The organism is Nitrospirillum amazonense (assembly GCF_007828045.1).
In the GTDB taxonomy this organism is placed as follows: domain Bacteria; phylum Pseudomonadota; class Alphaproteobacteria; order Azospirillales; family Azospirillaceae; genus Nitrospirillum; species Nitrospirillum amazonense_C.
The window spans coordinates 106,068-131,866 of the sequence record NZ_VITN01000006.1 but is presented as its reverse complement, the minus strand read 5'-3'; the positions used below and the strand labels follow the sequence as shown (position 1 = coordinate 131,866).

Annotated in this window: 21 protein-coding genes and 3 tRNA genes; 1 reads left to right on the top strand and 23 read right to left on the bottom strand. The window is 67.1% G+C overall.

Annotated features, from left to right (window positions below):
• Positions 1-62: 62 nt before the first annotated feature.
• The 21 genes from nuoI to FBZ89_RS12045 all read right to left on the bottom strand — a co-directional run bounded on the left by nuoI (position 63) and on the right by FBZ89_RS12045 (position 20,239).
• Positions 63-551 (bottom strand): NADH-quinone oxidoreductase subunit NuoI, encoded by a 489-nt coding sequence (gene nuoI, locus FBZ89_RS12145; protein WP_088873695.1) that lies wholly within the window; start codon positions 549-551, stop codon positions 63-65.
• 90 nt (positions 552-641) lie between these two features.
• A complete protein-coding gene (nuoH, locus tag FBZ89_RS12140) occupies positions 642-1,661 on the bottom strand; it encodes an NADH-quinone oxidoreductase subunit NuoH (RefSeq protein WP_145608522.1) in 1,020 nt (339 codons plus the stop codon).
• Positions 1,654-3,720 carry an NADH-quinone oxidoreductase subunit NuoG gene (gene nuoG, locus FBZ89_RS12135; protein ID WP_145750242.1) on the bottom strand — a complete coding sequence of 689 codons (2,067 nt, stop codon included), beginning with the start codon at positions 3,718-3,720 and terminating at the stop codon, positions 1,654-1,656. The genes nuoH and nuoG overlap by 8 nt, the downstream gene beginning before the upstream one ends.
• Before the next feature lie 20 nt (positions 3,721-3,740).
• A complete protein-coding gene (gene nuoF / locus FBZ89_RS12130; RefSeq protein ID WP_145750241.1) occupies positions 3,741-5,021 on the bottom strand; it encodes an NADH-quinone oxidoreductase subunit NuoF in 1,281 nt (426 codons plus the stop codon).
• 5 nt (positions 5,022-5,026) lie between these two features.
• The gene (nuoE, locus tag FBZ89_RS12125) at positions 5,027-5,659 is read right to left on the bottom strand and encodes an NADH-quinone oxidoreductase subunit NuoE (RefSeq protein WP_145750240.1); all 633 of its coding nucleotides are present in this window, start codon (positions 5,657-5,659) and stop codon (positions 5,027-5,029) included.
• Positions 5,656-6,849 (bottom strand): NADH-quinone oxidoreductase subunit D, encoded by a 1,194-nt coding sequence (locus FBZ89_RS12120; RefSeq protein ID WP_145750239.1) that lies wholly within the window; start codon positions 6,847-6,849, stop codon positions 5,656-5,658. The genes nuoE and FBZ89_RS12120 overlap by 4 nt, the downstream gene beginning before the upstream one ends.
• Before the next feature lie 8 nt (positions 6,850-6,857).
• Entirely contained in the window at positions 6,858-7,505 is a 648-nt protein-coding gene (locus FBZ89_RS12115) for an NADH-quinone oxidoreductase subunit C (protein ID WP_145750238.1), read from the bottom strand.
• 21 nt (positions 7,506-7,526) lie between these two features.
• Positions 7,527-8,099, bottom strand: coding sequence for a NuoB/complex I 20 kDa subunit family protein (locus tag FBZ89_RS12110; RefSeq protein WP_040849827.1), 573 nt, complete (start codon positions 8,097-8,099; stop codon positions 7,527-7,529).
• A 97-nt stretch (positions 8,100-8,196) separates the two neighbouring features.
• Entirely contained in the window at positions 8,197-8,565 is a 369-nt protein-coding gene (locus FBZ89_RS12105) for an NADH-quinone oxidoreductase subunit A (protein WP_040849814.1), read from the bottom strand.
• Between the two features lie 446 nt (positions 8,566-9,011).
• Positions 9,012-9,088, bottom strand: a tRNA-Asp gene (locus FBZ89_RS12100).
• 176 nt (positions 9,089-9,264) lie between these two features.
• The gene (locus tag FBZ89_RS12095; protein ID WP_145750237.1) at positions 9,265-9,489 is read right to left on the bottom strand and encodes a hypothetical protein; all 225 of its coding nucleotides are present in this window, start codon (positions 9,487-9,489) and stop codon (positions 9,265-9,267) included.
• A 189-nt stretch (positions 9,490-9,678) separates the two neighbouring features.
• The gene (locus FBZ89_RS12090) at positions 9,679-11,364 is read right to left on the bottom strand and encodes a Na+/H+ antiporter (RefSeq protein WP_145750236.1); all 1,686 of its coding nucleotides are present in this window, start codon (positions 11,362-11,364) and stop codon (positions 9,679-9,681) included.
• A gap of 54 nt (positions 11,365-11,418) precedes the next feature.
• Positions 11,419-11,631, bottom strand: a complete 213-nt coding sequence (locus FBZ89_RS12085; protein WP_145750235.1) for a hypothetical protein — start codon at positions 11,629-11,631, stop codon at positions 11,419-11,421.
• The gene (locus FBZ89_RS12080; protein WP_145750234.1) at positions 11,631-12,494 is read right to left on the bottom strand and encodes a hypothetical protein; all 864 of its coding nucleotides are present in this window, start codon (positions 12,492-12,494) and stop codon (positions 11,631-11,633) included. Before FBZ89_RS12080 ends, FBZ89_RS12085 begins: the two co-directional genes overlap by 1 nt.
• Before the next feature lie 311 nt (positions 12,495-12,805).
• A tRNA-Val gene (locus FBZ89_RS12075) sits at positions 12,806-12,880 on the bottom strand.
• A 326-nt stretch (positions 12,881-13,206) separates the two neighbouring features.
• Positions 13,207-13,479: an HU family DNA-binding protein gene (locus FBZ89_RS12070; protein WP_004274300.1), complete on the bottom strand. Its 273-nt coding sequence runs from the start codon at positions 13,477-13,479 to the stop codon at positions 13,207-13,209.
• 159 nt (positions 13,480-13,638) lie between these two features.
• The gene (lon, locus tag FBZ89_RS12065) at positions 13,639-16,047 is read right to left on the bottom strand and encodes an endopeptidase La (protein WP_145750233.1); all 2,409 of its coding nucleotides are present in this window, start codon (positions 16,045-16,047) and stop codon (positions 13,639-13,641) included.
• 360 nt (positions 16,048-16,407) lie between these two features.
• On the bottom strand, positions 16,408-17,673 hold the full coding sequence (gene clpX / locus FBZ89_RS12060; protein WP_040849805.1) for an ATP-dependent Clp protease ATP-binding subunit ClpX: 1,266 nt from the start codon (positions 17,671-17,673) through the stop codon (positions 16,408-16,410).
• A gap of 265 nt (positions 17,674-17,938) precedes the next feature.
• Positions 17,939-18,574: an ATP-dependent Clp endopeptidase proteolytic subunit ClpP gene (clpP, locus tag FBZ89_RS12055; RefSeq protein ID WP_145750232.1), complete on the bottom strand. Its 636-nt coding sequence runs from the start codon at positions 18,572-18,574 to the stop codon at positions 17,939-17,941.
• Positions 18,575-18,705: 131 nt separating this feature from the next.
• Positions 18,706-20,046, bottom strand: coding sequence for a trigger factor (gene tig / locus FBZ89_RS12050; RefSeq protein WP_145750231.1), 1,341 nt, complete (start codon positions 20,044-20,046; stop codon positions 18,706-18,708).
• 108 nt (positions 20,047-20,154) lie between these two features.
• Positions 20,155-20,239, bottom strand: a tRNA-Leu gene (locus FBZ89_RS12045).
• A gap of 369 nt (positions 20,240-20,608) precedes the next feature.
• Between FBZ89_RS12045 and FBZ89_RS12040 the strand changes: the two genes are divergently transcribed.
• Entirely contained in the window at positions 20,609-21,313 is a 705-nt protein-coding gene (locus tag FBZ89_RS12040) for a GNAT family N-acetyltransferase (protein WP_145750230.1), read from the top strand.
• Between the two features lie 54 nt (positions 21,314-21,367).
• On the opposite strand, the gene FBZ89_RS12035 is transcribed toward FBZ89_RS12040, so the two are convergent.
• Together FBZ89_RS12035 and FBZ89_RS12030 are read right to left on the bottom strand one after the other, a co-directional pair.
• A complete protein-coding gene (locus FBZ89_RS12035) occupies positions 21,368-23,716 on the bottom strand; it encodes a transketolase (RefSeq protein WP_145750229.1) in 2,349 nt (782 codons plus the stop codon).
• A gap of 161 nt (positions 23,717-23,877) precedes the next feature.
• A complete protein-coding gene (locus FBZ89_RS12030; protein WP_186457316.1) occupies positions 23,878-25,773 on the bottom strand; it encodes a hybrid sensor histidine kinase/response regulator in 1,896 nt (631 codons plus the stop codon).
• Positions 25,774-25,799: the final 26 nt, after the last annotated feature.

The following is a 25,799-nucleotide window of genomic DNA, read 5'->3' as shown; positions in this document are numbered from 1 at the left end:
CGATCCCGCGCGCGGGTGTCACGGGGTTAGGCGTCAGAAGGCGTTAAAGGCGCACTCAAGGCTTAGCGGTAGGGCGCATCCGCGGCGATGTTGGCCGCCAGCAGGGGTTCCCAGCGGTCGCCGTTCGCCAGCAGCTTTTCCTTGTTGTAGAAAAGCTCCTCGCGCGTCTCGGTGGCGAACTCGATGTTCGGCCCCTCGACGATGGCGTCCACGGGGCAGGCCTCCTGGCAGAGACCGCAGTAGATGCACTTGGTCATGTCGATGTCGTAGCGGGTGGTCCGGCGCGAGCCGTCCTCACGGGGTTCCGCTTCGATGGTGATGGCCAGGGCCGGGCACACCGCTTCGCACAGCTTGCAGGCGATGCAGCGCTCTTCCCCATTTGGGTAGCGGCGCAGCGCATGTTCGCCGCGGAAGCGGGGGCTGAGCGGGCTGCGCTCATACGGGTAGTTGAGCGTCACCCGGGGCTTGAACATGTAGCTGAAGGTCAGGGCGAAGCCCTTCACCAGCTCGGTCATGAACAGGCCGCGCGCCGTACGGTCGAGCCAGGCCATGTCGTCACCTCATTCCTTGATGCGGGGGGCGGCTCCCCCCGCGGTCACAAGTCAGTACCAAAGTCCCGCCCCGGGGCGGGGACGCATCGCTCAGTGCGGCAGCTTGTCGAAGTAGACAAGGAAGCCGGAGGTCAGGATCACCCAGACCAGGGAGAACGGCAGAAAGACCTTCCAGCCCAGGCGCATCAGCTGGTCATAGCGGTAGCGGGGCAGCGTGCCGCGCACCCAGATGAACACGAACATCAGCAGGCAGATCTTGATGATCAGGTTCAGCGGGCCGGGGATGAAGCCCAGGAGGGGGAACGGCTGCCAGCCGCCCAGGAACAGGATGGAGGTCATCCCGCTCATCAGGAGCATGCTGATGTACTCGCCCAGGAAGAACAGGGCGAAGGTCATGGCCGAGTATTCGGTGTGGAAACCGCCCACCAGTTCGGACTCGCCTTCCGGCAGGTCGAAGGGGGCGCGGTTGGTTTCCGCCAGCGCCGAGATGAAGAACACGACGAACATGGGGAACAGCGGGATGCAGAACCACAGGTGGGTCTGCGCCCGGACGATGTCCGACAGGTTCAGCGAGCCGACGCACAGCAGCACGGTGATGATGACGAAGCCGATGGAAACCTCGTAGGACACCATCTGCGCGGCGGAGCGCAAGCCGCCCAGGAAGGCGTACTTCGAGTTGGACGCCCAGCCCGACATGATGATGCCGTAGACGCCCAGCGAGCTGATGGCGAAGAGGTAGAGCACGCCGACGTTGATGTCGGACAGCACCAGGCCCTCGCCGAAGGGGATGACCGCCCAGGCCACCAGCGCCAGGATGAAGGTGATCATCGGCGCGACCAGGAACACGGCGCGGTTGGCGCCGGCCGGGATGATGGTTTCCTTGGTCATCAGCTTCAGGCCGTCGGCGAACGGCTGCAGCAGACCGAAGGGGCCGACCAGGATCGGGCCCTGGCGCAGCTGGATGGCGGCCAGCACCTTGCGTTCCATATAGGTCATCATGGCCATCGCGATCAGCAACGGCACCGTGATCACCAGGATCTTCAGGATGATCGCCACCAGGGTCGCCCAGGTGAGGGGCAGCCCCAGGTGCAGGGCGAGGAAATCAGCCATGGGTACCGGTCCTCTCGGCAACGGCGGGCGACACGAAGGCCTCCGTGCATTCGGCCATGGTGGCCGAGGCGCGGCTGATCGCGTCGGTCATGTAGAAGTTCTCCACCGGCAGGGTGAAGGGGGCGGCGGCCACGGCACCGGCGGTGCCAAAGGCACCCCAGGCGGCCGGCGTGGCGCGGTCGATCTGGGCGAACACCGGGTTGGCGTCGGCCAGCCGCTTGCGCAGCTGCTGCAGGGTGTCATACGGCAGGGGCTTGCCCAGGGCGCCCGACAGCGCGCGGACGATCTTCCAATCCTCGCGCGCCTCGCCCACCGGGAAGGTGGCCTGGCGGGTATGCTGGGCGCGGCCCTCGGTGTTGACGTAGGTCGCGTTCTTCTCGGTGTAGGCGGCACCCGGCAGGATGACATCGGCGCGATGGGCGCCCCGGTCGCCGTGGTGGCCCTGGTAGATCACGAAGGCGCGGCCGAAGTTCTGGGCGTCGATCTCGTCGGCGCCCAGCAGGTAGACCACCTCGACCTCGCCCTTGCGGGCGCCGTCCAGGATGCCGGCCAGGTCGCGGCCGCCCTTGGCGGGCAGGAAGCCCAGGTCCAGGGCGCCTACGCGGGAGGCCGCGCGGTGCAGGACGTTGAAGCCGTTCCAATCCTCGCGCACCAGGCCGCAAGCCTCGGCCACCGCGCGGGCGGCGGCCCAGACGGCGGCGCCGTCCGGACGGGCCAGGGCGCCGGAGCCCAGGATCAGCAGGGGCTTCTTGGCGGCCTTCAGCGTCTCGGCGTAGGGGTGGCTGCCGTCGGCGATGGCGTTCAGCAGCGTGGCGTCGTTGCCCAGGTGCTCGATGGGGAAGGTCAGGTCGACGCGCGGGCCCAGCACGGTGACGGTCAGGCCACCCTGCAGGTAGCGCTTGCGGATGCGGGCGTTGACCAGGCTGCCTTCCCAGCGCGGGTTGGTGCCGATCAGGAGGATCTGGTCCGCCTGCTCGATGCCCGCGATGGTGCTGTTGAAGATGTAGCCGGCGCGGTCGGCGGCGTCGATGGCGCTGCCGTCCTGGCGGCTTTCCAGGCTGGCCACACCCATGCCGCCCAGCAGGTCCTTCAGGGCCAGCAGGCTTTCGGCATCGGCCAGGTCGCCGGCGATGGCGGCGATCTTCTCCGGCGCGGCACCCTTCAGCTTGGAGGCGGTCAGGGCCAAGGCCTCTTCCCATGAAGCGGCGCGCAGCTTGCCGTTCTCGCGGATGTAGGGGCGGTCCAGGCGCTGGCGCTTCAGGCCGTCATGGGCGTAGCGGGTCTTGTCGCTGATCCATTCCTCGTTCACCGCCTCGTTCAGGCGGGGAAGGATGCGCAGCACTTCGCCGCCGCGGGTGTCGATGCGGATGTTGGAACCGACGGCGTCCAGGACGTCCACCGATTCCGTCTTGCGCAGTTCCCAGGGGCGGGCGGTGTAGGCGTAGGGCTTGGAGGTCAGCGCGCCCACCGGGCACACGTCCACCAGGTTGCCCGACAGCTCGGACGAGACGGCAGCCTCGACGTAGGTGCCGATCTCCATGTGCTCGCCACGGCCGGTGGCGCCCATCACGGACACGCCCGCGATCTCATCGCTGAAGCGGATGCAGCGCGTGCAGTGGATGCAGCGCGTCATGATCGTCTTGATCAGCGGGCCCAGGTTCTTGTCCTTGACCGCGCGCTTTTCCTCGCCATAGCGGCCCCGGTCGAAACCATAGCCCACGGCCTGGTCCTGCAGGTCGCATTCGCCGCCCTGGTCGCAGATGGGGCAGTCCAGCGGGTGGTTGATGAGCAGGAACTCCATCACCCCCTTGCGCGCCTTGTGCACGGTCTCGGTGTCAGTCTTGATCACCATGCCTTCGCCGCAGGGCATGGCGCAGCTGGCGATGGGCTTGGGCGCCTTCTCCATCTCCACCAGGCACATGCGGCAGTTGGCCGGGACCGACAGCTTCTCATGATAGCAGAAGCGCGGAACCTCGATGCCCAGCTGCTCGCAGGCCTGCAGCACGGAGGTGCCAGGCGCCACTTCAAGCTCGATACCGTCGATGGTCAGTTTCGGCATGTCTCAAATCCTTCCACCGATCACTCGGCAGCGATGCTCTGGCGATAATCGGCGATGCGGCGTTCCATCTCCGGACGGAAATGCCGGATCAGGCCCTGCACGGGCCAGGCGGCGGCATCGCCCAGGGCGCAGATGGTGCGGCCTTCGATCTGCTTGGTGACGTCCTGCAGCATGTCGATCTCTTCCAGGCGGGCCTGGCCGCGAACCATGCGGTCCATGACGCGGGCCAGCCAGCCGGTGCCTTCGCGGCAGGGCGTGCACTGGCCGCAGCTCTCATGCATGTAGAACTTCGACAGGCGGGCAATGGCGCGGACGATATCGGTGGACTTGTCCATGACGATCACGGCGGCCGTACCCAGACCGGACCCGACCTCGCGCAGGCTGTCGAAGTCCATCAGCACGGTGTCACAGACGCTCTTGGGCATCACTGGCACGGAGGAGCCGCCGGGGATGATGGCCAGCAGGTTGTCCCAGCCGCCGCGCACGCCGCCCGCATGGCGCTCGATGAGCTCCTTCAGGGGGATGCCCATCTCCTCTTCCACGTTGCACGGCTTGTTCACGTGGCCGGAGATGCAGAACAGCTTGGTGCCCACGTTCTTGGGGCGGCCGATGCCGGCGAACCAGGCGGGGCCGCGACGCAGGATGGTGGGAACGCCCGCGATGCTTTCCACGTTGTTGACCGTGGTCGGGCGGGAATACAGGCCGGCGTTGGCGGGGAACGGCGGCTTGTTGCGCGGCTGGCCCTTCTTGCCCTCGATGGACTCGATGAGCGCAGTTTCCTCGCCGCAGATGTAGGCGCCCGCACCCTTGTGCAGGTAGATGTCGTAGTCGTAGCCGCTGCCGCAGGCGTTCTTGCCGATCAGGCCGGCGGCGTAGGCCTCGTCGATGGCGACCTGGACGTTGGACGCCTCGTTGTAGAACTCGCCGCGGATGTAGATGTAGCAGGCGGTGGCGCCGATGGCGAAACCGGCGATCAGGCAGCCTTCGATCAGCTTGTGCGGATCGTGGCGCAGGATCTCGCGGTCCTTGCAGGTGCCGGGCTCGCCCTCGTCGGCGTTGATCACCAGGTAGACGGGACCGTCCACCTTCTTGGGCATGAAGGACCACTTCAGGCCGGTGGAGAAACCGGCGCCGCCGCGGCCGCGCATGCCCGATTCCTTCACCTGCTCGATGATGGTGTCGCGACCACGGGCCAGGATGTCCTTGGTACCATCCCAGTCGCCGCGCTTGCGGGCGGCGTCCAGGCGGAAGTCCTCATAGCCGTAGAGGTTGGTGTAGATGCGGTCTTCGTCGCGCAACATCGGCCTTACTCCTGCGACGCCGGCTTGACGCCGTTACGCTGCGCCATCTCGATCAGGGTCGTCGGACCGCCGATGGGCGCGGAATTGATGCGGCCGTTCTGCGGGCCGGGCTTGGGCGTCTCGCCCCGGATCAGGGTGTCCAGCAGCGCCTCGGTGGAGGGGCCGTCCAGATCCTCGTAATAGATGTCGTTGAGCGCGATGACGGGTGCGTTGACGCAGGCGCCGGCGCACTCCACCTCGACCACCGTGAACTGGCCGTCGGCCGTGGTCTCGCCCGGGCCGATGCCCAGCTTGCGCTTGCACGCCGCCAACACCTCGTCCGAGCCGCGCAGCCAGCAGGGCGTGGTCGTGCAGACCTGCACGAAGTGCTTACCCACCGGCTTCAGGTTGTACATGGTGTAGAAGCTGGCGACCTCGTACACGCGGATGGGGGCCATGCCCAGCATGCCGGCGACGTAGTCCATGGCGGCGCGGGGCAGCCAGTTGTCGTGCTGGCGCTGGGCCAGGTCCAACAGCGGCATCACGGCGCTCGCCTGGCGGCCTTCCGGATACTTGGCGATGATCCGCTGGGCCAGGGCCAGGTTGTCGGCGGTGAATTCGAAGGTCGCCGGACCGGCAGGGGTCTCGGAAGCGCTCATCGGTCGATCTCTCCGAACACGACATCGATGGAGCCGATGATCGCGACGGCGTCGGCGAGCATGTGGCCCCGGGACATGAAATCAACACCCTGCAGATGGGCGATGCCCGTCGGCCGGATCTTGCAGCGATAAGGACGGTTGGACCCGTCGGAAACCAGGTACACGCCAAACTCGCCCTTGGGCGATTCCGTGGCGGTGTAGGTCTCGCCGGCGGGGACGTGGTAGCCCTCGGTGTACAGCTTGAAGTGATGGATCAGCGATTCCATCGAGCGCTTCATATCGCCGCGCGGCGGCGGGGCGATCTTGCGGTCGTCCACCTTCACCGCACCCGGGGTCTGGCGCAGCTTGGCCACGGCCTGCTGCACGATCCGGTTGGACTGCCGCATCTCCTCCACGCGCACCAGGTAGCGGGCGTAGCAGTCGCCGGTCTTGCCCACGGCGACGTCGAAGTCATACTCGGCGTAGGTGTCGTAGGGCTGGGCCTTGCGCAGGTCCCACGGGATGCCGGAGGCGCGCAGCACCGGGCCGGTGAAGCCCCAGGCCAGCGCCTCGTCACCCGAGACGATGCCGATGTCGACCAGGCGCTGCTTGAAGATGCGGTTGGCCGTCAGCAAGCCTTCCACGTCGTCGACGAACTTCTCGAACTTGGCCGCGTAGACCTCGATGTCGTCCAGCATGCCGGCCGGCAGGTCCTGATGGACGCCGCCCACGCGGAAGTAGTTGGCGTGCATGCGGGCACCCGACACCCGCTCGTAGAACTCCATGAGCAGCTCGCGCTCCTCGAAGCCCCACAGGGCCGGGGTCAGCGCGCCCACGTCCATGGCGAACGTCGTGACGTTCAGCAGGTGGTTCAGGATGCGGGTCAGCTCGGCGAACAGCACGCGGATGTGCTGCGCGCGCTTGGGCGGGGTGATGCCCAACAGCTTCTCCGCGGCCAGGACGAAGCTGTGCTCCTCCGACATCGGGGACACGTAGTCCAGCCGGTCGAAGTAGGGCATCGCCTGGATGTAGGTCTTGTACTCAATGAGCTTCTCGGTGCCGCGATGCAGCAGACCGATGTGCGGGTCCGCCCGCTCCACGATCTCGCCGTCCATCTCCAGAACCAGGCGCAACACGCCGTGGGCGGCAGGGTGCTGCGGCCCGAAGTTCATCGTGTAGGGTTTGATTTGGCTTTCGACAGGATTGGCCATGGCCGATCTCACTTCTTCACGCTGCCGTCGCGCAGCGACGCGCCCAGCGGGATGACCGCCTTCTCGTCGCCCGGCAGCTGCACATCGGTCATCGCCTCCCAGGGCGACATGAAATCAAAGGCCCGGAAGTCCTGCGTCAGCTTCACCGGCTCATAGACGACGCGCTTCTGCTCGTCGTCGTAGCGGACCTCGACGTAGCCCGTCAGGGGGAAGTCCTTGCGCAGGGGGTGACCCTCGAAACCGTAGTCGGTCAGGATGCGGCGCAGGTCGGGGTGACCCGCGAAGAACACGCCGAACATGTCCCAGGTCTCGCGCTCATACCAGCCGGCGGCCGGGAACAGCGGGACGCAGGACGGGACGGGCGTGTCCTCATCCGTGGTGACCTTCACCCGCGCGCGCAGGTTCTTGGACACCGACAGCAGCATGTAGTTGACCTCGAACCGCTCCGGCTTGGACGGCCAGTCCACCGCGGTGATGTCCACCAGCTGGGTGCAGCGGCAGCCGGCGTCGTCGCGCAGCACCGTCAGGGTCTGCAGCAAGCCCTCACGCGTGGTGCGAACCACCAGCTCGCCGTTCTGGACCTCAGTGCCGGTCACGGCGCCCGGCAGGGCCGCCGCGATCTTGGCGCCCAGCGCCTGTAGGGTTTCTTCGTTCATTCCCGATCCCTCGAGGGCCGCTTAGCGCCGAACCAGGCGGTTACCGCCCTTGATCTTCTTCTGCAACTGCAGCACGCCGTAGACCAGCGCCTCAGCCGTGGGCGGGCAGCCCGGAACGTAGATGTCCACGGGCACGATGCGGTCGCAGCCGCGCACCACGGAATAGCTGTAGTGGTAATAGCCGCCGCCGTTGGCGCAGGAGCCCATGGAGATGACCCAGCGCGGCTCCGCCATCTGGTCGTAGACCTTGCGCAGGGCCGGGGCCATCTTGTTGCACAGGGTGCCGGCCACGATCATCACGTCCGACTGGCGCGGGCTGGGGCGTGGGATCACACCGAACCGGTCCAGGTCGAAGCGGCTCATGTAGGCGTGGATCATTTCCACGGCGCAGCAGGCCAGACCGAAGGTCATGGGCCACAGCGACCCGGTGCGCGCCCATTCCTGCAGGGCGTCCAGCTTGGCGACGACGAAGCCCTTGTCCTGCAACTCCGTCGTCACGGCCTTGATGTAGGCGTCCTGGGCGGGGCCCGGCGGCAGGGGCGCGCCCGCACCGGCGGGAACACCGGCGGGGGAAACGGAAGAGTGGGTTGGCAAAGACGTCACGGGTCTGGCTCCGGTGTGAACGGGCAGCGATGCAAAGGAACGAGGGAAAAGGCTCAAGCGCCGGGCTGGGGTCCCCCCCCCCGGGGGATCACTCCCAGTCCAGCGCGCCCTTCTTCCATTCGTAGATGAAGCCGATGGTCAGGATGCCCAGGAAGGCCATCATGGACCAGAAGCCGAACAGGCCGATGCGACCCAGCGACACGGCCCAGGGGAACAGGAAAGCCACTTCCAGGTCGAAGATGATGAACAGGATGGCGACCAGGTAGAAGCGCACGTCGAACTTGCTGCGGGCGTCGTTGAACGGCTCGAAGCCGCATTCGTACGCCGACAGCTTCTCGCTATCCGGTTTCTGCTTGGCGACCAGCATGGAGCCGAAGACCATCGCCGCCGCGATCACCCCGGCGATGGCCAGGAAGATGATGATCGGCAGATACTGGCTCAGCAGCTCGGTGGACATAACCTGACTGGACATGAGTGTGCCCCAAATTTCGTCCCGGTTGGCCCGACGGGGCTTGCGGAAGGTGCCAGCCGCAACCAAGTGCATGAAGCCCAGGCCCACACATCTGATTGTCGGTTTTTGGCCCCACCCGGCCTGCCCGCCGGTTCTGGACATAACCTCCGGACCCATGCGGAGGTCCGGACGCCTGCAACAAAAGCCCGGCTTGGGGCCGGGCGTGTTGGAATATAGGCGGGTGCCGTGCCCAAGGAAAGCAAATTACGCCATGCGTCCCGCAGGGGCCAAGGCGCTGAAAATATGGGGGAAATGTCCGGAAACGGAGTTGTTGAGAGCCACTCTCAACCGCCACTCTACCGCAGGTGCGAGAACCCGGAAAGCAAGCAGGCCGCGCTGTTGCCAGCGCGGCCTTGCTAACGCATCGAACCTTCTGTCCAGGCTCGATGAAGTGGCGCGAGTGACGGGACTTGAACCCGCGGCCTCCGGCGTGACAGGCCGGCGCTCTAACCAACTGAGCTACACCCGCGTCGTTCGCAACTTTGCTTTCTGGCCTTATTTCGCGCCGTCCGTTTCATCGTTCGGTGCGTTTCGCGCCGTCAGCGTCGCTGCGGTGCGCGGTTTGTAGTAAAAACGCCCACCCCTTGTCAAACAAGAAAAACGCGGCGGCGGCGATTTTTTTGATTTTTTTATAAGTAACTGATTTTAGGCGACTTTCTGCGCGCGACGCAGGTTGTCCAGCTGGTCAAGCGCGTCCAGCAGGCGTATCGGCACGCCGCGATGGTCCACGGCATCGGGCCCGCCGAAGGCCGTCATGCTCAGTTCCAGGGCCTGGGCCAGCGGCTCCGCCACCGTAAGGTTGCCCTGCTCCACCGCCAGTTCCAGCGCGCTCAGAATCCGATCGCCCAGGCGGCGCCCATCACTCTCCATGATCCTATGCTCCGGTTCGTTGCCAGGCAGGCCCCCCGGACTCATGCGTCCGGGGCTGGTCCAAGGGTAGCACTTTCCGGGGAGGCGCCCGACGGGAAAACGACCACTGCTGTTGGATAGGGGCAGCCATGTGCCCCGCGGCCAGCCTGGACGCCACCGCAAGTGGCGGCGCGGCGCCGTTTCCGGGATCTACAGGACCCGGGAGCGGCCCAGCGAGGCTTCCATCATGTCCAGGCTGTGCATCATGCGGCGCCAGGTCTCGTCGCTGATGGCGTGGGTGCGGTGCAGACGCGCCAGCTCGTCGCGCTTGGCCCGGACCGCCGCCAGCCGCAGCTCCGCTTCGATGGCCAGGCGCCGCCGGTTCTGGGCCCGCGCACCCACCGGCATGTCCGGGTCCTCCACCTGCCGGCGGTAAAACTCCATCAGGCGCAGCGCCGCCTCGATATAAAGGTCGGCCTCCGACGCGGCGGGGGAGACGGCATGGTGGGCCTGCTCCAGCCGGCGCAGGGCCGCGCGGGCCAAGGCCGCCTCCGCCACCCTCTCCTCCTCCACCGCCGCATCCTCCTCCGGCATGTTCAGGCCCCGCAGCAGCCAGGGCAGCGTCAGGCTGGCCAAGAGCAGCGACACCAGGATCACGCCCGAGGCCAGGAAGATGGCGACGTCGCGCCCGGGGAAGGGCACCCCCTCGCGCAACCATTGCGGCAGGGACAGTACGCCGGCCAGGGTGACGGCCCCGCGCACGCCCGCGACGGCGGTGACGCCGATCAGGCGCCGGATGGAGCCGGATGGCCCGCCGGGGCGGCCGCGCCCCCGCCGCCGGCCCAGAACCCGCCCGATGGCCAGCGACAGCCAGACCCAGACCACCCTCAGGCCCATCAGCGCGCCGCAGATGATGAGGACATGCAGGCCCAGCCATCCCAGGCCGACCTGCGTTTCCATGGGGCCGGTGTGCGGCGCGCCCGCCTGCATGGCGATCATGGGCGCCTGGACCAGGATGCCGGGCAGCTGCCAGCCCAGCAGCACGAAGATGACGCCGTTGAGGGTGAACTGGATCATGTCGCCCACCGCCGTGCCCTGCAGGCGGGTGGCCACCTCGCCCGACTCCTCCAGCGGCAGCAGGTTCAGCGTCATGCCGGCGGCCACGGCCGCCAGGATGCCGGACATGTCCAGATGCTCCGCCGCCAGATAGGCGGCCAAGGGCACCAGCAGCATGGTCAGGATGGTGGCGCCGGGGGAATCGCCCCGCGCGCGGACGATCCAGCCCTGGGCCAAGCGCACGGCGGCGACCACCACCAACCCCACCAGCAGGCCACCCCCCGCCGCCCAGAGGAAGGCGGCGGTCGCGGCCCCGATGGAAAAGGTACCGGTCAGCGCCGCGGTCACCGCGAACTGCAGGCACACCAGGCCGGAGGCGTCGTTCAGCAGCGCCTCCCCCTCCAATATGTGCTTCAGGCGGCGGGGCATGCCGCCACCGCCCGTCATTCCGGAAACGGCCACGGCGTCGGTGGGTGACAGCACGGCGGCCAGGGCGAAGGCGGTGGACAGGGGAATCGCCGGTAGCAGCCAGTGGATGACATGGCCCGCCCCCACCACCGTGAACACCACCAGGCCCACCGCCAGGGTCAGGATGATGCCGCCCAGGCGCCGCAATTCCGTCGCCGGGAATCGCCAGGCGTCCAGGAACAGCAATGGCGGAATGAACACCAGCAGGAAGAGGTCGGGGTTAAGGACGATGGGCACGCCCGACGCCCAACCCAGGGCCGCCCCCAGCGCCACCTGGATCAGGGGCTGGGGCACCCGCGTCACGAACCGGCTGATGACGCCGGAAACCGCCACGGTCAGCAGCAGGATCAGGACGGCGGTCATCGTTTCCATGGGGCGGGTCTAGTCCAGGCGCGGGGGCGGGTGGGCGTTTCCAGGTGGAGCGAATTAGCGTCCGGAACCGCCCCGGCCCGCCAGCAGGGCCGCCGCCAGGACGACGGCGCCCAGGAGGATGACCAGGACGTTCATCCATGGGCCAGCGCTGCGATCATGGTTCATATCCCAGACGCGCCCGCCGATCATGGCCAGGCCCAGGATGATCAGCAAGATACGATGCTGGCGGGTTAGTCCCCCGGCCCCGTCAGGCGGCAGGAGACCCATCACCGCCCCTGGCCACCCGCGGCCGGCAGGACCAGGGCGGCCGTGCCGTCCTGGCTCAAGGCCCGGTGCGCCCGGGCCAGGGCCACGCCCAGCAAGGCGACGCAGATGAAATTCACCACAGCCATGGCCAAGGTCCACAAGAGGCTGACGACCACGTCGGGGGGCGAGGTGGTGCTGGCGGTCAGCCAATCCCCCATCAGCAGGCGGTTGATGAGGAAGCAGGGCACCTGCAGCACCGCCTGGCTGATGAGCACCACGCCGGTCAGGCGCCAGCCCAGGACGGACGAGGCGCCCCAATAGCGGCTGAAGGCCGGCGTCTCTCCCGCCAGGACGGCCATCAGGCCTATACCGAGGCGCACCGTGACGTGCAGGGCCAGGACGCCCACCGCTATGGCCCCGGCCAGGACGGCGAGCCACACACCCGGGCCCGCCTGATCCTCCACCGAGGAATCCGTGACCAGGGCGCGGGCGAACATCAGCACCATCAAGGCGATAAGCAGCATGAAAAAATAAAGGATTTGCCAGCCGGTGGCGGCCCATTCGTTGCGGCCAAATCCCGGCTGCAGGAAGGTCACCGGTTCCTGCCCCGTGCGGACCCAGCGCCCCCAGGCGGAGAGGGAGCGCATGTGCGCCCAGGTCTGGAAGACGACCAGAACCAGAAAGATGAAGCCGAACTCGCCCCACTGTTCCTGGTCGGGCTCATGGCCCAGGTACTGGATGCTGCGGAACTGGAAAAACAGGGCGGCGGCCAGACTGAAGACCGCCGGCATGCCCAGGAAACGGGCGATACGCACGGGGGCGGCGAACACCTCGCGATAAAGGTCGATCACTTCCCCCCAGATCGACTGCCCGTTCGACGCCATGCCCCCTCCAAAACCGGACGCCGTCGCCGCCGTCCTCAAATACGCGGCCGCCACCGTCCCCACCGCATAAAGGTGACGATGGGAAGGCTCCGCGCGCGCTGCCAGTCACAGAAATGCCCCGTGCCGCCGGATCGCCCCTATATAGGCAACCCGGGGCGATGATTACAGGTTTGCCCCGCCGGTCAAAGTGACAATCCGGGGCCAAACGGCGTAGCGGCCCCCGCTATCGACCCGGCCGTCGACCCGTTCGGCGCCCCGCCGCGGGCGTCCGGGCGAAAGACTGGCGGCATGCCGTTCTGAGCCTGTGGCGATGGTGGGCGGTGAGGGATTTGAACCCCCGGCCCGATGCGTGTAAAGCACCTGCTCTACCCCTGAGCTAACCGCCCGTCGCGTCCAACCAGCCCCCGCCGTCAAGCGGGGCGCCGGGAGATGAGGCTTTAGCCGCACGGGGCGCGTTTGGGAACCCCTTTTGCGAAAGGGGGGCTGGAAAAATAAATTACGCCGCGGAAACAAAAAAGACGGGAACACCCATCGGTGTCCCGCCTTTTATATGCACTGGGCTCGGGACTGTGGCCGGCCATGGCCGGTGTCCCCCCGAGCGCGCCCCGCCCCGTCGTTGGAGCGGCGTGCCTGAACATCCGGAACTGGGGGCGGGCCGCAGGCTGCGGCGACCAGCCCCCCAAGACCGGCGTAAAACGGCGCTTAGCCGTTCTTAGTTCAGCGCGTCCTTCAGGCCCTTGCCGGGCTTGAACTTCGGCTGCTTGCTGGCGGCGATGGAGATCGCCTCACCGGTGCGCGGGTTGCGGCCTTCCGAAGCGGCGCGCTCGGCAACGGCGAAGGTGCCGAAACCAACCAGGCGAACCTCATCACCCTTCTTGAGGGCTTCGGTGATGCCCTCGAACACCGCATCGACCGCCTTGTTCGCATCAGCCTTGGACAGCTCCGCACTAGCGGCGACGGCGGCAACGAGATCGTTCTTATTCACTTAAGGCCCCCCTTCTTGAAGCAGGATCTGATCTTGGATTTCGTCCCGGTCGCGGGGCACGCGCCGGGATTGGGATTCGGTTCGGACGTACGGCCCCGGGGTTATCCGCCCCGGGGCCGTCGCGTCAGGCCTTCAATTCACACGATTTCGGTTCGTACTTCAATGCCGAATCACGTCGTCCTTACCGTCTTCCGCGGCTTTCGCGGCAACAGGCTCAACGACTTCCGGCTCCGACCACTCGATCGGCACCAGCGGCTGCACCAGGGCGTTGGCCAATACCTCGTCCGCCGTCGACACCGGGATGATGGTCAGGCCGCGCTTGACGTTATCGGGAATGTCAGCGAGATCCTTCTCATTATCCTTTGGAATCAACACGGTCTTGATGCCGCCGCGCAAAGCCGCCAGCATTTTCTCCTTCAGGCCCCCGATGGGCAGAACCCGGCCGCGCAGGGTGATTTCGCCGGTCATGGCGACATCCTTGCGCACGGGAATGCCCGTCAGCACCGACACGATGGACGTGGTCATCGCGACGCCGGCGGAAGGACCGTCCTTAGGCGTAGCTCCTTCGGGCACGTGGACGTGGATGTCCTTGCGCTCAAAAAGCGTCGGTTTGATGCCGAACTGGGCGGAGCGGGACTTCACGAAGCTCTCGGCGGCCTGCACCGATTCCTTCATAACGTCGCCCAGCTTGCCCGTGGTGGTGACGCGGCCCTTGCCGCGCAACATCACCGCCTCGATGGTCAGCAGCTCGCCGCCCACCTCGGTCCAGGCAAGGCCGGTGGTGCAGCCCACCAGATCCTCCTTCTCCGCCTCGCCATAGTGGTACCGGCGCACGCCGGCATACTTGTCGAGGTTGCGACGGGTGACCGACACCTTGTCGACACCCTTCATCAAGATCTCCTTGATGGCCTTGCGGGCCAGGTTGGCGATCTCACGCTCCAGGCTGCGCACGCCGGCTTCCCGGGTGTAGTAGCGGATGAGGTCGCGCAACGCGTCGTCGGAGATGGTGAACTCACCCGCCTTCAGGCCGTGGGCCTTCAGCTCCTTGTCGATCAGGTGGCCGCGGGTGATCTCGATCTTCTCGTCCTCGGTGTAGCCCGACAGCCGGATCACCTCCATGCGGTCCAGCAGGGGCTGGGGCATGCGCAGGGTGTTGGCCGTGCAGACGAACATCACGTCGGAGAGGTCGTAGTCCACCTCCAGGTAATGATCGTTGAAGGTGCCGTTCTGCTCGGGATCCAGGACCTCCAGCAGGGCGGAGGACGGGTCGCCCCGCCAATCGGCGCCCAGCTTGTCGATCTCGTCCAGCAGGAACAGCGGATTCGACGACTTCGCCTTCTTCATACCCTGGATGACCTTGCCGGGCATGGAGCCGATGTAGGTGCGGCGATGGCCGCGCACCTCGGCCTCATCCCGCACGCCGCCCAGCGACACGCGGACGAAGTTGCGGCCCGTGGCCTTGGCGATGGACTTGCCGAGCGAGGTCTTGCCGACGCCGGGCGGGCCGACCAGGCACAGGATGGGACCCTTCACCTTGTCCATGCGCTGCTGCACGGCCAAGTACTCCAGGATGCGCTCCTTGACCTTCTCCAGACCGTAGTGATCGGCATCCAGGATGGCCTCGGCCCCCTTGATGTCCTTCTTCACCTTGGTGCGCTTCTTCCACGGAATGGACAGCATCCAGTCCAGGTAGTTGCGCACGACGGTCGCCTCGGCGGACATGGGGCTCATGGTCCGCAGCTTCTTGACCTCGGCCAGCGCCTTTTCCCGGGCTTCCTTGCTGAAGCGGGTCTTGGCGATGCGCTCCTCAAGCTCGGCGACCTCGTCCTTGCCATCCTCGGACTCGCCGAGTTCCTTCTGGATGGCCTTCATCTGCTCGTTCAGATAGTACTCACGCTGGGTCTTCTCCATCTGCCGCTTGACGCGGTTGCGGATGCGCTTTTCCACCTGCAGCACGCCGATCTCGCCTTCCATGAAGGCGTAGACCTTCTCCAGCCGCTCCCCCACCGTCGCCGCTTCCAGAAGCTGCTGCTTCTCCGGAATCTTCAGCGCCAGGTGCGAGGCGATGGTGTCGGCCAGCTTGCCCGGCTCCTCGATCTGGTTGACCGAGACCAGGACCTCCGGCGGGATCTTCTTGTTCAGCTTGATGTACTGTTCGAACTGGGCCACCGCGGCGCGGGCCAGGGCCTCCGCCTCCTGCGCTTCGCCCGTCTTTTCCTCGATGGGCTCGGCATAGGCCTGGAAGAAGTCCTCGTTGCGCTCGAAACTGACGATGCGCGCGCGCTGCCCGCCTTCGACCAGCACCTTCACCGTCCCATCGGGCAGCTTCAGCAGCTGCAGCACGGTGCCGATGGTGCCGACGGAATAGATGTCGTCGGGCGTGGGATCGTCCTGGGCGGCGTTCTTCTGGGTGACCAGCAGGATCTGCTTGTCATCCTTCATCACGTCTTCCAGCGCGCGCACCGACTTTTCGCGCCCCACGAACAGGGGCACGATCATGTGCGGGAACACCACGATGTCGCGCAGGGGGAGGACCGGGTAAAGGGTTCCTCGGGTGGCTTCCAACATAGATCTGACCTTCCACTCAGAATCTCAGCGGCCAGCCCGTAATGGGCCTGGCCCGCCATCCACCAGCCGCCCCGTCATGGGCACGGCGTCGGGAGGTCGCCCTGGTAACGTGGCACACCGACACACCCCCTTCAAGGGCTTGAACCCGACGAAATCTGCGCTACGGAAGGACCGCGCGGCGGGAAAATCGCGCTTTTGCAAGCATGCGCGCCGGCGTATGGGGCCTGAGCGTTCCCAAGTGCCTGGATTCCGGGCCAATTAGGCGGCGAAGGCAAAATAAAACCCGGGAAACCCCCACGATCAGGGGTTTCCCGGGTCTCAAAACTATCCGAACTGGCTATCGCGGATGCACGGGGGCCGTCAGGCGACGGGTGCCGCCTCCGCCTTCCGGTCGGCGTAGATGTACAGCGGCTGGGCGCGGCCTTCGACCACCTCGCCATTGATGACGATCTCGTCCACGCCCTGCAGGCCCGGCAGATCGAACATCGACTCCAGCAGGATGGACTCCATGATGGAGCGCAGGCCACGGGCGCCGGTCTTGCGCTGGATGGCCTTGTTGGCGATGGACTTCAGGGCCTCTTCGGCGAAGGACAGCTTCACGTCCTCCATCTCGAACAGGCGCTGATATTGCTTCACCAGCGCGTTCTTGGGCTTGGTCAGGATCTCGATCAGCGCTTCCTCATCCAGATCGTTCAGCGTCGCCACCACGGGCAGACGGCCGACGAATTCCGGGATGAGGCCGAACTTCAGCAGATCCTCGGGCTCCACCTCGCGCAGCACGTCGCCCGTGCGGCGGTCGTCCGGACCCTTCACATCGGCCCCGAAGCCGATGGACGTGCCCTTGCCACGAGCGGCGATGATCTTCTCCAGACCGGCGAAGGCGCCGCCGCAGATGAACAGGATGTTGGTCGTGTCCACCTGCAGGAATTCCTGCTGCGGATGCTTGCGCCCGCCCTGGGGCGGCACGGAGGCGACGGTGCCTTCCATGATCTTCAGCAAGGCCTGCTGCACGCCCTCGCCCGACACGTCGCGGGTGATGGACGGGTTGTCGGACTTGCGGCTGATCTTGTCGACCTCGTCGATATAGACGATGCCGCGCTGCGCCCGCTCGACATTGTAGTCAGCGGCCTGCAGCAGCTTGAGGATGATGTTCTCCACGTCCTCGCCCACGTAACCGGCTTCGGTCAGCGTGGTGGCGTCGGCCATGGTGAAGGGAACGTCGATGATGCGGGCGAGCGTCTGGGCCAACAGGGTCTTGCCGCAGCCCGTGGGGCCGATCAGCAGGATGTTGGATTTCGCCAGTTCGACGTCGCTGTGCTTGGTGCCGTGTGCCAGCCGCTTGTAGTGGTTGTGCACGGCGACCGAGAGCACGCGCTTGGCGTGGCTCTGCCCGATGACGTAGTCATCCAGCACCGCGCAGATGTCGCGCGGGGTGGGAACGCCGTCGCGGGACTTCACCAGCGTCGTCTTGTTCTCTTCGCGGATGATGTCCATGCACAATTCCACGCATTCATCGCAGATGAACACCGTGGGGCCGGCAATGAGCTTCCGCACCTCGTGCTGGCTCTTCCCGCAGAAGGAGCAGTAGAGGGTATTCTTCGAATCGCTGCCGGTCGACTTGGTCATAAAAGCTCCGTACATCACCGGGACAGTCACCCGGAGCCATCACGATGACGGAACCGGGGCCCGATCCTCCCGGGATCGGCCGGCGGGACAAGGGGATGAAACACCGCTCACCCGCCACTGCCTGCCCATTCAACACCACGGAACGCTGGGCTTTCAACCCCCCGTGTGTCTCTTCGTGTCCGAACACCCATACCGGGGTATCCCGGTGGGGCGTTCCGGCGGAAGGTCAGTCCCGCCGGAGCCCGGACGCTAAACCGTTGGCACCTTAGGCCGCCTGGGCGGTCCCGCCGGCGCCGGGACGGGTGGCGATGACGTCGTCGATCAGACCGAACGCCTTGGCCTCGTCCGCGGTCATGAAGTTGTCACGCTCCATCGCCCGCTCGATCTTGTCGATCGGCTGGCCGGTGTGGCGCACGTAGATTTCATTGAGGCGGTGCCGGATCTTCAGGATCTCGCGCGCCTGGATTTCGATGTCCGCCGCCTGGCCCTGGGCGCCGCCGGAGGGCTGATGGATCATGATGCGGCTGTTGGGCAGCGAGTAGCGCCGGCCCTCGGAGCCGCCCGCCAGCAGCAGCGAGCCCATGGAGGCCGCCTGGCCGATGCACAGGGTCGCCACCGGGCAGCGGATGTACTGCATGGTGTCGTAGATCGCCAGGCCCGAGGTCACGATGCCGCCCGGCGAATTGATGTAGAAGGAGATTTCCTTCGTCGGGTTTTCCGCTTCCAGGAACAGAAGCTGGGCGCAGATCAGGCTGGACACCGCGTCGTTCACGCCACCGACGAGGAAGATGATCCGTTCCTTCAACAGGCGCGAATAGATGTCGTAGGCGCGCTCACCCCGATTGGTCTGCTCGACCACCATGGGGACCAGCGTGTTCATCTGCGGCTCAAAGTCGATCATGCCTGCTCCAGCGCTGCGTCCGACCCGGGGGCCATCCCCGGGCCCGTTGCCGGTCCGGGGGAGGGACGATCCCTCCCCCATTCCGTTTGAATACCGAGGCCCGTCAGAAACCGAAGACGGGAGACGCGACCTTAGGCCGCCTCTTCCTCATCGGGGTCCTGCATCAGCTCTTCAGCCGACACGGGCTTCTCCGTCACCTTAACCTGTCCCAGGATGAAGTCGACAACCTTGTCTTCAAAAACCGGGGCCCGCAGGCTTTCCACCGCCTGGGGGTTGTTCTTGAAGAAGTCGAAAACCTCACGCTCCTGGCCCGGGTAGCGCCGCACCTCGGCCAGCACGGCCTGGTTCAGCTCTTCCCTCGCCACCGTTATATTGTTCTTCTGACCGATCTCGGAAAGGACCAGCCCCAAACGAACACGCCGGACGGCGATGTCGCGGTACTCCTTCCGGAGCTCCTCCTCGTCCTTGCCGGCGTCCTCGCCCGCGTCGCCGGCCTTCAGCTCGTCCTGCAGGCGCTTCCAGATCTGGTCGAACTCGATATCGACCATGCCCTGCGGCACCTCGAAGCTGTGCAGCTCGGCCAGCTGGTCCAGCAGAGCGCGCTTGGCGCGCAGGCGGCTCATGACGGTGTAGTCGCCGCCCAGGCGATCCCGGATCACGGTCTTCAGCGCGGCCAGGTCGTCAAAGCCCAGGCCCTTGGCGAACTCGTCGTCGATGGTCGCCTCGACCGCCTGCTTCACTTCCTTCACGTCCACCTCGAACACGGCGGCCTTACCGGCCAGCTCGGCGGCGTGGTAGCCCTCGGGGAAGGTGACGTTGACGGTGCGGTGGTCACCGGCGCGGGTGCCCTCCAGCTGTTCCTCGAAGGTATCGATGAAGCTGCCGGAGCCCAGCTCCAGCTCATGGCCTTCGCCCTTCATGCCCGGGCGCTTCTCACCGTCGACCGAACCGTCGAAGTCGATGACGACGATGTCGCCCTTGGCGGCCGGACGGTCCTCGGTCAGCGGCGCGGAGGTCTTGCGGCCGGCGGCGATGCGGCCCACGGCCTCGTCCACCTGCTCGTCGGTGATCTCGACCACCGGCTTCTCGATGGCGACGCCGCTGAGGTCGGCGGGCTCGAATTCCGGCAACACCTCGTAGGCCAGCTTGAACTCCAGGTCGCTGGCGGCGTTCTCGACCTCGAACTTCACGATCTCGACCTTGGGCTGCAGGGCGGGACGCAGGCTGTGCTGCTCGACCACCTTGGCGGCGCTGTCGGACATGGCCTTGTCCAGCACCTCACCCATCACCGACTGCCCATAGCGCTGCTTCAGCACCGACATCGGCACCTTGCCCGGGCGGAAGCCCGGCATGCGCACCGTCTTGCCAATTTCCTTCAACTGGGCGTCCACGCGGCCGGCCACGTCGGCGGCGGGGATGACGACCGTGTATTCGCGGCGCAGGCCTTCGGTGCTGGTCTCGGTGATGTTCATGGGACTATTCGAACCTGTCTCTTTGATCGGCCCCGGATGCCGGCGTTCCCGGCCCCTGGGTGCCCGGGGCCGGACGGACCACGGGCGGTTGGGTTGATATCTCGTGCTTGGTGCGGGCGAAGGGACTCGAACCCCCACGACTTTCGTCACCGGAACCTAAATCCGGCGCGTCTACCAGTTCCGCCACGCCCGCGGCCAAACCCGGCTCTAGGATCGCTTGGACGCCCCTTCCCGAGAGCCAGTCCCCACCGGCGCCGGCGGCGCCAATAGGGAATAGGCATGGGAATAGCGCCCGGATCCTTCCAGGCGCCGTCCGATCTATAGCACCCGCGCACCCGCGTAAATAGGAATCTAGGCCAAGGGTGGAGCCTATCAAAGGGCCGAGCGCCGCCCGCCCCACCGGTCAGCCCCGCCGGCCAGCCCCGCCGGCCAGACCGAAAGTGGCGGCCATTCCGGAACTCATGGAGCAATCACCCCATGAAGCCGGCTATCGGCGGCAACGAAGTGCTTGTTATGCTGTACTTCCCCAAAGCTACCCGCGCCAACCGAGGTTCCCCGCCGCATGACCGCCGCCACCATGACCGCCCCATCGCCGCCGCCCCTCACCCCCGACCTGCCCCGCCCTGCCCTGACCGCCGACCGGCTGCCCGGCCGGACGGTGGATCTGGAACGGATCGACCTGGACCGTCACGCGCAGGGACTGTGGCTGGCGATCGGCCGGCACGCCGGCCTGTGGGACCACATTCCCGGCGGCCCCTTCACGGACGAGGCGGCCTTCACCCAGTGGCTGCGCGACCGCCTGCCCCGGCCGGGGCAGACCATGTACGCGGTGATGGACAAGACGGGCGGCGCGCCGGTGGCCGCCGGCCTGCTGCTGCTGCTGAACGCCAACCCCGACATGGGAACGGTGGAAATGGGCCTGGTCTACGGCCCCCTCCTCAGCCGCAAGGTGACGGGGACGGAGGGCGTGTTCCTGCTGATCGACTACGCGCTGGGCCAAGGGGCGGGCCAATCGGGCTACCGCCGCCTGGAATGGCGCTGCGGCCCGCCCAATGTCGCCTCCGTCAAGGCGGCCCTGCGCTATGGCTTCACCCATGAGGGGCTGCTGCGCCAGACCCTGTGGCTGAAGGGCCGCAACTGGGACAGCAACGTCTTTTCCATTCTGGATGCGGAATGGCCCGCGCGCCGCCAGCGTTTGGCGGCCTGGCTCGCGCCGGAGAACTTCACCAGCGACGGGACTCAGATCAAGGCGCTGGGAGAATTTTGAGGGGCCGGGAGCCACCGGCGCGGAACCTCAGGCCGGCGGCTCCCCTCTCTTTACCTATCCCAGCAAGACCTTGGCGCAGGCATCGACGATGGCGTCGGCGTCCAGGCCCTGGACCCGGTACAGGTCAGGGATGTCGGCGGACTGGCCGAACGTCTCCACCCCCAGGGCCGCCACGGTCTGGCCGCGCACCGAGCCCAGCCAGGATAGGGTGGCGGGGTGACCGTCGACGACGGTCACCAGCTTGGCACCGGCCGGCAGGACCGACAGCAGGCGGTGGACATGGGCGTCGCCGCCCTTGCCCTCCCGTTGCGCCGCCGTCCAGCCGGCGTGCAGCCGGTCGGGGGAGGTCACGGCCAGCAGGCCGGCGCCGGGGCAGTCCTCCAGCACCTGGGCATGTGCCTCCAGCGCCTCGGGCGCCAAGGCGCCGCAATAGACGATGGCGAACTCCGCGTCCGGCGCCGGCGGGCGCAGCCAGTACCCGCCCGCGATGACGGCGTCGCGATCCAGGCCCCGCTCCCGCTTGGGCTGGTCCACCTGGCGGGTGGTGAGGCGCAGGTAAAGGGAACCGCCGTCCGGCCGCTGCATGTGGTCGAAACCCCAGGCCATGATGGCCGCCAGCTCATCGACATAGGCGGGCTCATAGCTGGAAACGTTGGGCAGGCCCATGCCGATCAGCGGCGTGGCGATGGACTGGTGCGCCCCACCCTCCGGCGCCAGGGTGACGCCCGAGGGGGTGGCCACCACCATGAAGCGGGCGTCCTGGTAGGCCGCGTAGTTCATGGCGTCCAGGCCGCGCTTGATGAAGGGGTCGTAGAGCGTGCCGATGGGCAGCAGCCGGGCGCCGAACAGGTCATGGCTGAGGCCCAGGGCCGCCAGCATGAGGAACAGGTTGTGCTCTGCGATGCCCAGCTCGATGTGCTGGCCGCCGGGCGCGCCGTGCCAGCGCTGGGCGGAGACCACCTTCTGTTCGCGGAAGATGTCCTGCGTCTCGGTGCGGGCAAACAAGCCGCGCCGGTTCACCCAGGGGCCCAGGTTGGTGGAGACGGTGACATCGGGGGAGGTGGTGACGATGCGGGCGGCCAGGTCGTCATCGCCCTTGGCGATCTCACCCAAAATCTTGCCGAAGCCCTCCTGCGTGGACATGCGGGCGCCCAGGTCCACCGCCAGGGCGGGCGGCACCGGGACGACGGCGCCCTTCAGGCGGCGGCTGCCCTTGCCTGCACCCGTACCCTGCGCGAAGGGCACCTCCGCCAGGAAGGCGTCCAGCGCCGCCGGGTCGATGTCCAGGCCGGCGTGACGGTCCCATTCCTGGCCGTCGGCCAGCCCGCAGGCGGCCTTGAAGGCGGCCATCTGGTCGGGATTCATCAGGCCGGAATGGTTGTCCTTGTGCCCCTGGAAGGGCAGGCCCCGGCCCTTGACCGTATAGGCGATGAAACAGGCCGGGCGGTCGTCGGTGGCGCCGTGGAAGGTTTCCAGCAGGGTGGGCAGGTCATGGCCGGCCAGATTGGTCATGAGGCTGCCCAGGGCCGCGTCGTCATGGGCGTCCAGGATGTGCCGGATGCCGCGCGTGTCGCCCAAATCGTGGGTCAGCGCCTCGCGCCAGGCGGCCCCGCCCTTGAAGGTCAGGGCGGAATAGAGCTGGTTGGGGCAGGTGTCGATCCATCGGCGCAGGGCGTCGCCGCCCTCTTGCGCGAACGCGGCCTCCAGCTTCTTGCCGTACTTCAGGATCTGCACGTTCCAGTCCAGGGAGCGGAACATGCCCTCGATGGGCACCCACAGCCGGTCCGACACCACGCTGTCCAGGCTTTGGCGGTTGTAGTCGATGATCCACCAGGTGTTGCGCAGGTCGTGCTTCCACCCCTCCAGCATGGCTTCGAAGACGTTGCCCTCGTCCATCTCGGCGTCGCCCACCAGGGCGACCATGCGGCCCTCCGGCTGGTCCGACAGCCCCTTCAAGCGCACATAGTCCTGCACCAGCGAGGCGAAGGCGGTGACCGCCACCCCAAGGCCGACCGAACCGGTCGAAAAATCAACGTCTTCCGTGTCCTTGGTGCGCGAGGGGTAGCTCTGCGCCCCGCCCAGGGCGCGGAAGCGCTCCAGCTTTTCCCGCGTCTGGCGGCCCAGCATGTACTGAATGGCGTGGAAGACGGGGCTGGCGTGCGGCTTCACCGCCACCCGGTCCTGCGGCCGCAGGACGTCGAAGTACAGCGCCGTCATGATGCTGGCCAGCGAGGCGCTGGAGGCCTGGTGGCCACCTACCTTCAACCCGTCGCGGGAGGGGCGGACGTGATTGGCGTTGTGGATGGTCCAGGCCGACAGCCAGAGCACCTTGCGCTCCAGCGCCTCCAGCAGGCGGATCTTGTCGGCCGGGGCGGCCGTAACGGTCGAGGCGGCGTCGGGCATACCGTGGTTCTTCCCTAAGGGCGGGGCGCGCGCCGCCACGGAGGGGAAGCGGTGCCCGATCATTGCCCAGGGTTATAGACCCGGCCGCACTGGGCCTGAAGTCCGGTATTTAAAAATCTGCCCCTTGAAAATTTTGGCGCCGTTTCGCCGCAGGGGGGCCGTCAGGCGTCCAGCGCCCCCGCCTGCCCATCCCCCGCTTGGGATCCCCCCTCGTCCACCCCGCGCAGTGCCTCCTCAATGGCGGCACGCAGCACCTCGGGCAGGTAGGGCTTGTGAATCAGGACGCAGCCGGTGGCCGACGCCTCCTGGATGCGGGCGGGGTCGGTGTCGCCGGTGACGATGATGCCGGGCAGATGGCGCCGCACCTCGTTGCCTAAGCGGGCCACCAGTTGCACGCCGTTGAGGGGACCGGGCAAGCGGAAGTCGCTGATCACCAGGCCCGGCAGGCGCACGGCATCGCGCAGGGCGGCCAGGGCGTCGTCGGACCCGGCGGCGGTGATGACGCGATAGCCCCAACTTTCAATGATGGCGCCCAGGGCCATGCGCTGCAGGGCGTCGTCCTCCACCGCCAGGATGGTACGCGGGTCGCTCGCGCGCTGGGCCGGGCGCTGGCCATCGCGGGGGAAGGGCAGAAGACCGTCGGGAGTGGCGGGGTCGGCCGCCGCCCCCGCGGCCGCTGGCGCGCACGGCACCAGGACCGAGAAGACGGAGCCGCGGCCCGGCCGCGAGCGCACGGTGACGCTGGTGCCCAACAGGCGGGCCATGCGGCGAACGATGCCCAGCCCCAGTCCCAGGCCCTTGGTCCGGTCCCGCTCGGGATTGTTCAGCTGGACGAAATCCTCGAACACCGTGCCCAGTTGATCGGCGGCGATGCCCACGCCGGTATCCCACACCTGGACCAGCATGGATCGGCCCCGGCGGCGGGTGGAAACCAGGACGCGTCCGCCCCGGCCGGTGTAGCGGATGGCGTTCGTCAGCAGGTTGCGCAGGACGCATTTCAGCAGGACGGGATCGGTATCCGCCACATCCAGCGCCGCCTGCGGGCCGGTCTTGGCGGCCGTGCGCAGGCGGATCTCCACCCCCGCCTTCTCGGCATCGCCCCGGACGGCGCTGACCAGGCCGGCCACCATCGCCCCCAGGCCGAAGCGCTGCGGGTTCGCCGTCACCGTGCCGGCATCCAGCACCGACACGTCCAGCAGGGCGCGCAGCAGTTCCTCCCCCGCCGACAGCGCCTCACCCATGCCGCCGATGAGCTTGCGGTCCAGCGCGGTGGCAAGACCGTTGGCGGGCGCCGCGTTGGGGAGGCCGCCGGCGCCGACCGCGACGGCGGCGCGGCCGTTGGCCGCCCGCTCGCTCAGCATGTTGTGGTAAAGCCGCATGGTCTGCAGCGGCTGGCGCAAATCATGGCTGATCGCCGCCAGGAAGACGGACTTGGCGCGGTTGGCCCTTTCCGCCTCATCCGCCCGCGCCTGGCTTTCGGCCACGGCGGCGCGAAGCGACTCGTAAAGCTGGACGTTGGTCAGGGCCACGGCGGTGGAATGGGCGACCGCCTGCAGCAACGCCACCTCCTCCGCCTTCGGCATGCCCACCGTGGCCCAATAGGCGCCGATGGCGGCCACCGGCTCATCCGCGCGCACCGGCACCATCACCAGGCTTTTCACGAAGGTGGGGCGGTAAGCGTCATGGGGAATGCGATCATCCTGGTAGATGTCGGGAATGACCGCCGGCTGGCGGTTCAGCATGACCCAGCCGGAAATGCAGGTGGACAAGGGGAAGCGCCGGCCCTTCCACAGGGGGCCGATGGCATCCTCATCCGCGTAGTGGCACAGGTCGCCATCGCGCAGGACGAAGGTGACGCCGTCGGCGCCGCTCAGCGCCCTGGCCGCCAGGCGCACCACGGCCATGACGCTGGGCACGTCGCGGCAAAAGGACAAGGCCTGGACCAGATCCACCAGGTCGCCCACAGAGCCGGTGAAGGTCACGGGAGGGAACGGAGCCGAGGCGGAAGGCGCGTCCGGAATGGGCGCCGGCCTCACCGGGGCCGCCTCAGAGGACATCGCGTCTTTCCATCCCATACCGACCG

What these genes read in the sequence shown, in the direction of transcription:
- nuoG (WP_145750242.1), bottom strand. Translation starts at nt 3,720, where the DNA reads ATGCCGAAACTGACCATCGACGGTATCGAGCTTGAAGTGGCGCCTGGC.
- FBZ89_RS12040 (WP_145750230.1), top strand. Translation starts at nt 20,609, where the DNA reads ATGACCGCCGCCACCATGACCGCCCCATCGCCGCCGCCCCTCACCCCC.
- clpX (WP_040849805.1), bottom strand. Translation starts at nt 17,673, where the DNA reads ATGACCAAGTCGACCGGCAGCGATTCGAAGAATACCCTCTACTGCTCC.
- nuoF (WP_145750241.1), bottom strand. Translation starts at nt 5,021, where the DNA reads ATGTTGCGCGACGAAGACCGCATCTACACCAACCTCTACGGCTATGAG.
- FBZ89_RS12080 (WP_145750234.1), bottom strand. Translation starts at nt 12,494, where the DNA reads ATGGCGTCGAACGGGCAGTCGATCTGGGGGGAAGTGATCGACCTTTAT.
- nuoE (WP_145750240.1), bottom strand. Translation starts at nt 5,659, where the DNA reads ATGAGCGCTTCCGAGACCCCTGCCGGTCCGGCGACCTTCGAATTCACC.
- FBZ89_RS12035 (WP_145750229.1), bottom strand. Translation starts at nt 23,716, where the DNA reads ATGCCCGACGCCGCCTCGACCGTTACGGCCGCCCCGGCCGACAAGATC.
- lon (WP_145750233.1), bottom strand. Translation starts at nt 16,047, where the DNA reads ATGTTGGAAGCCACCCGAGGAACCCTTTACCCGGTCCTCCCCCTGCGC.
- tig (WP_145750231.1), bottom strand. Translation starts at nt 20,046, where the DNA reads ATGAACATCACCGAGACCAGCACCGAAGGCCTGCGCCGCGAATACACG.
- nuoH (WP_145608522.1), bottom strand. Translation starts at nt 1,661, where the DNA reads ATGGCTGATTTCCTCGCCCTGCACCTGGGGCTGCCCCTCACCTGGGCG.
- FBZ89_RS12115 (WP_145750238.1), bottom strand. Translation starts at nt 7,505, where the DNA reads ATGAACGAAGAAACCCTACAGGCGCTGGGCGCCAAGATCGCGGCGGCC.
- FBZ89_RS12030 (WP_186457316.1), bottom strand. Translation starts at nt 25,773, where the DNA reads ATGTCCTCTGAGGCGGCCCCGGTGAGGCCGGCGCCCATTCCGGACGCG.
- FBZ89_RS12105 (WP_040849814.1), bottom strand. Translation starts at nt 8,565, where the DNA reads ATGTCCACCGAGCTGCTGAGCCAGTATCTGCCGATCATCATCTTCCTG.
- FBZ89_RS12120 (WP_145750239.1), bottom strand. Translation starts at nt 6,849, where the DNA reads ATGGCCAATCCTGTCGAAAGCCAAATCAAACCCTACACGATGAACTTC.
- FBZ89_RS12085 (WP_145750235.1), bottom strand. Translation starts at nt 11,631, where the DNA reads ATGGGTCTCCTGCCGCCTGACGGGGCCGGGGGACTAACCCGCCAGCAT.
- nuoI (WP_088873695.1), bottom strand. Translation starts at nt 551, where the DNA reads ATGGCCTGGCTCGACCGTACGGCGCGCGGCCTGTTCATGACCGAGCTG.
- FBZ89_RS12095 (WP_145750237.1), bottom strand. Translation starts at nt 9,489, where the DNA reads ATGGAGAGTGATGGGCGCCGCCTGGGCGATCGGATTCTGAGCGCGCTG.
- FBZ89_RS12090 (WP_145750236.1), bottom strand. Translation starts at nt 11,364, where the DNA reads ATGGAAACGATGACCGCCGTCCTGATCCTGCTGCTGACCGTGGCGGTT.
- clpP (WP_145750232.1), bottom strand. Translation starts at nt 18,574, where the DNA reads ATGATCGACTTTGAGCCGCAGATGAACACGCTGGTCCCCATGGTGGTC.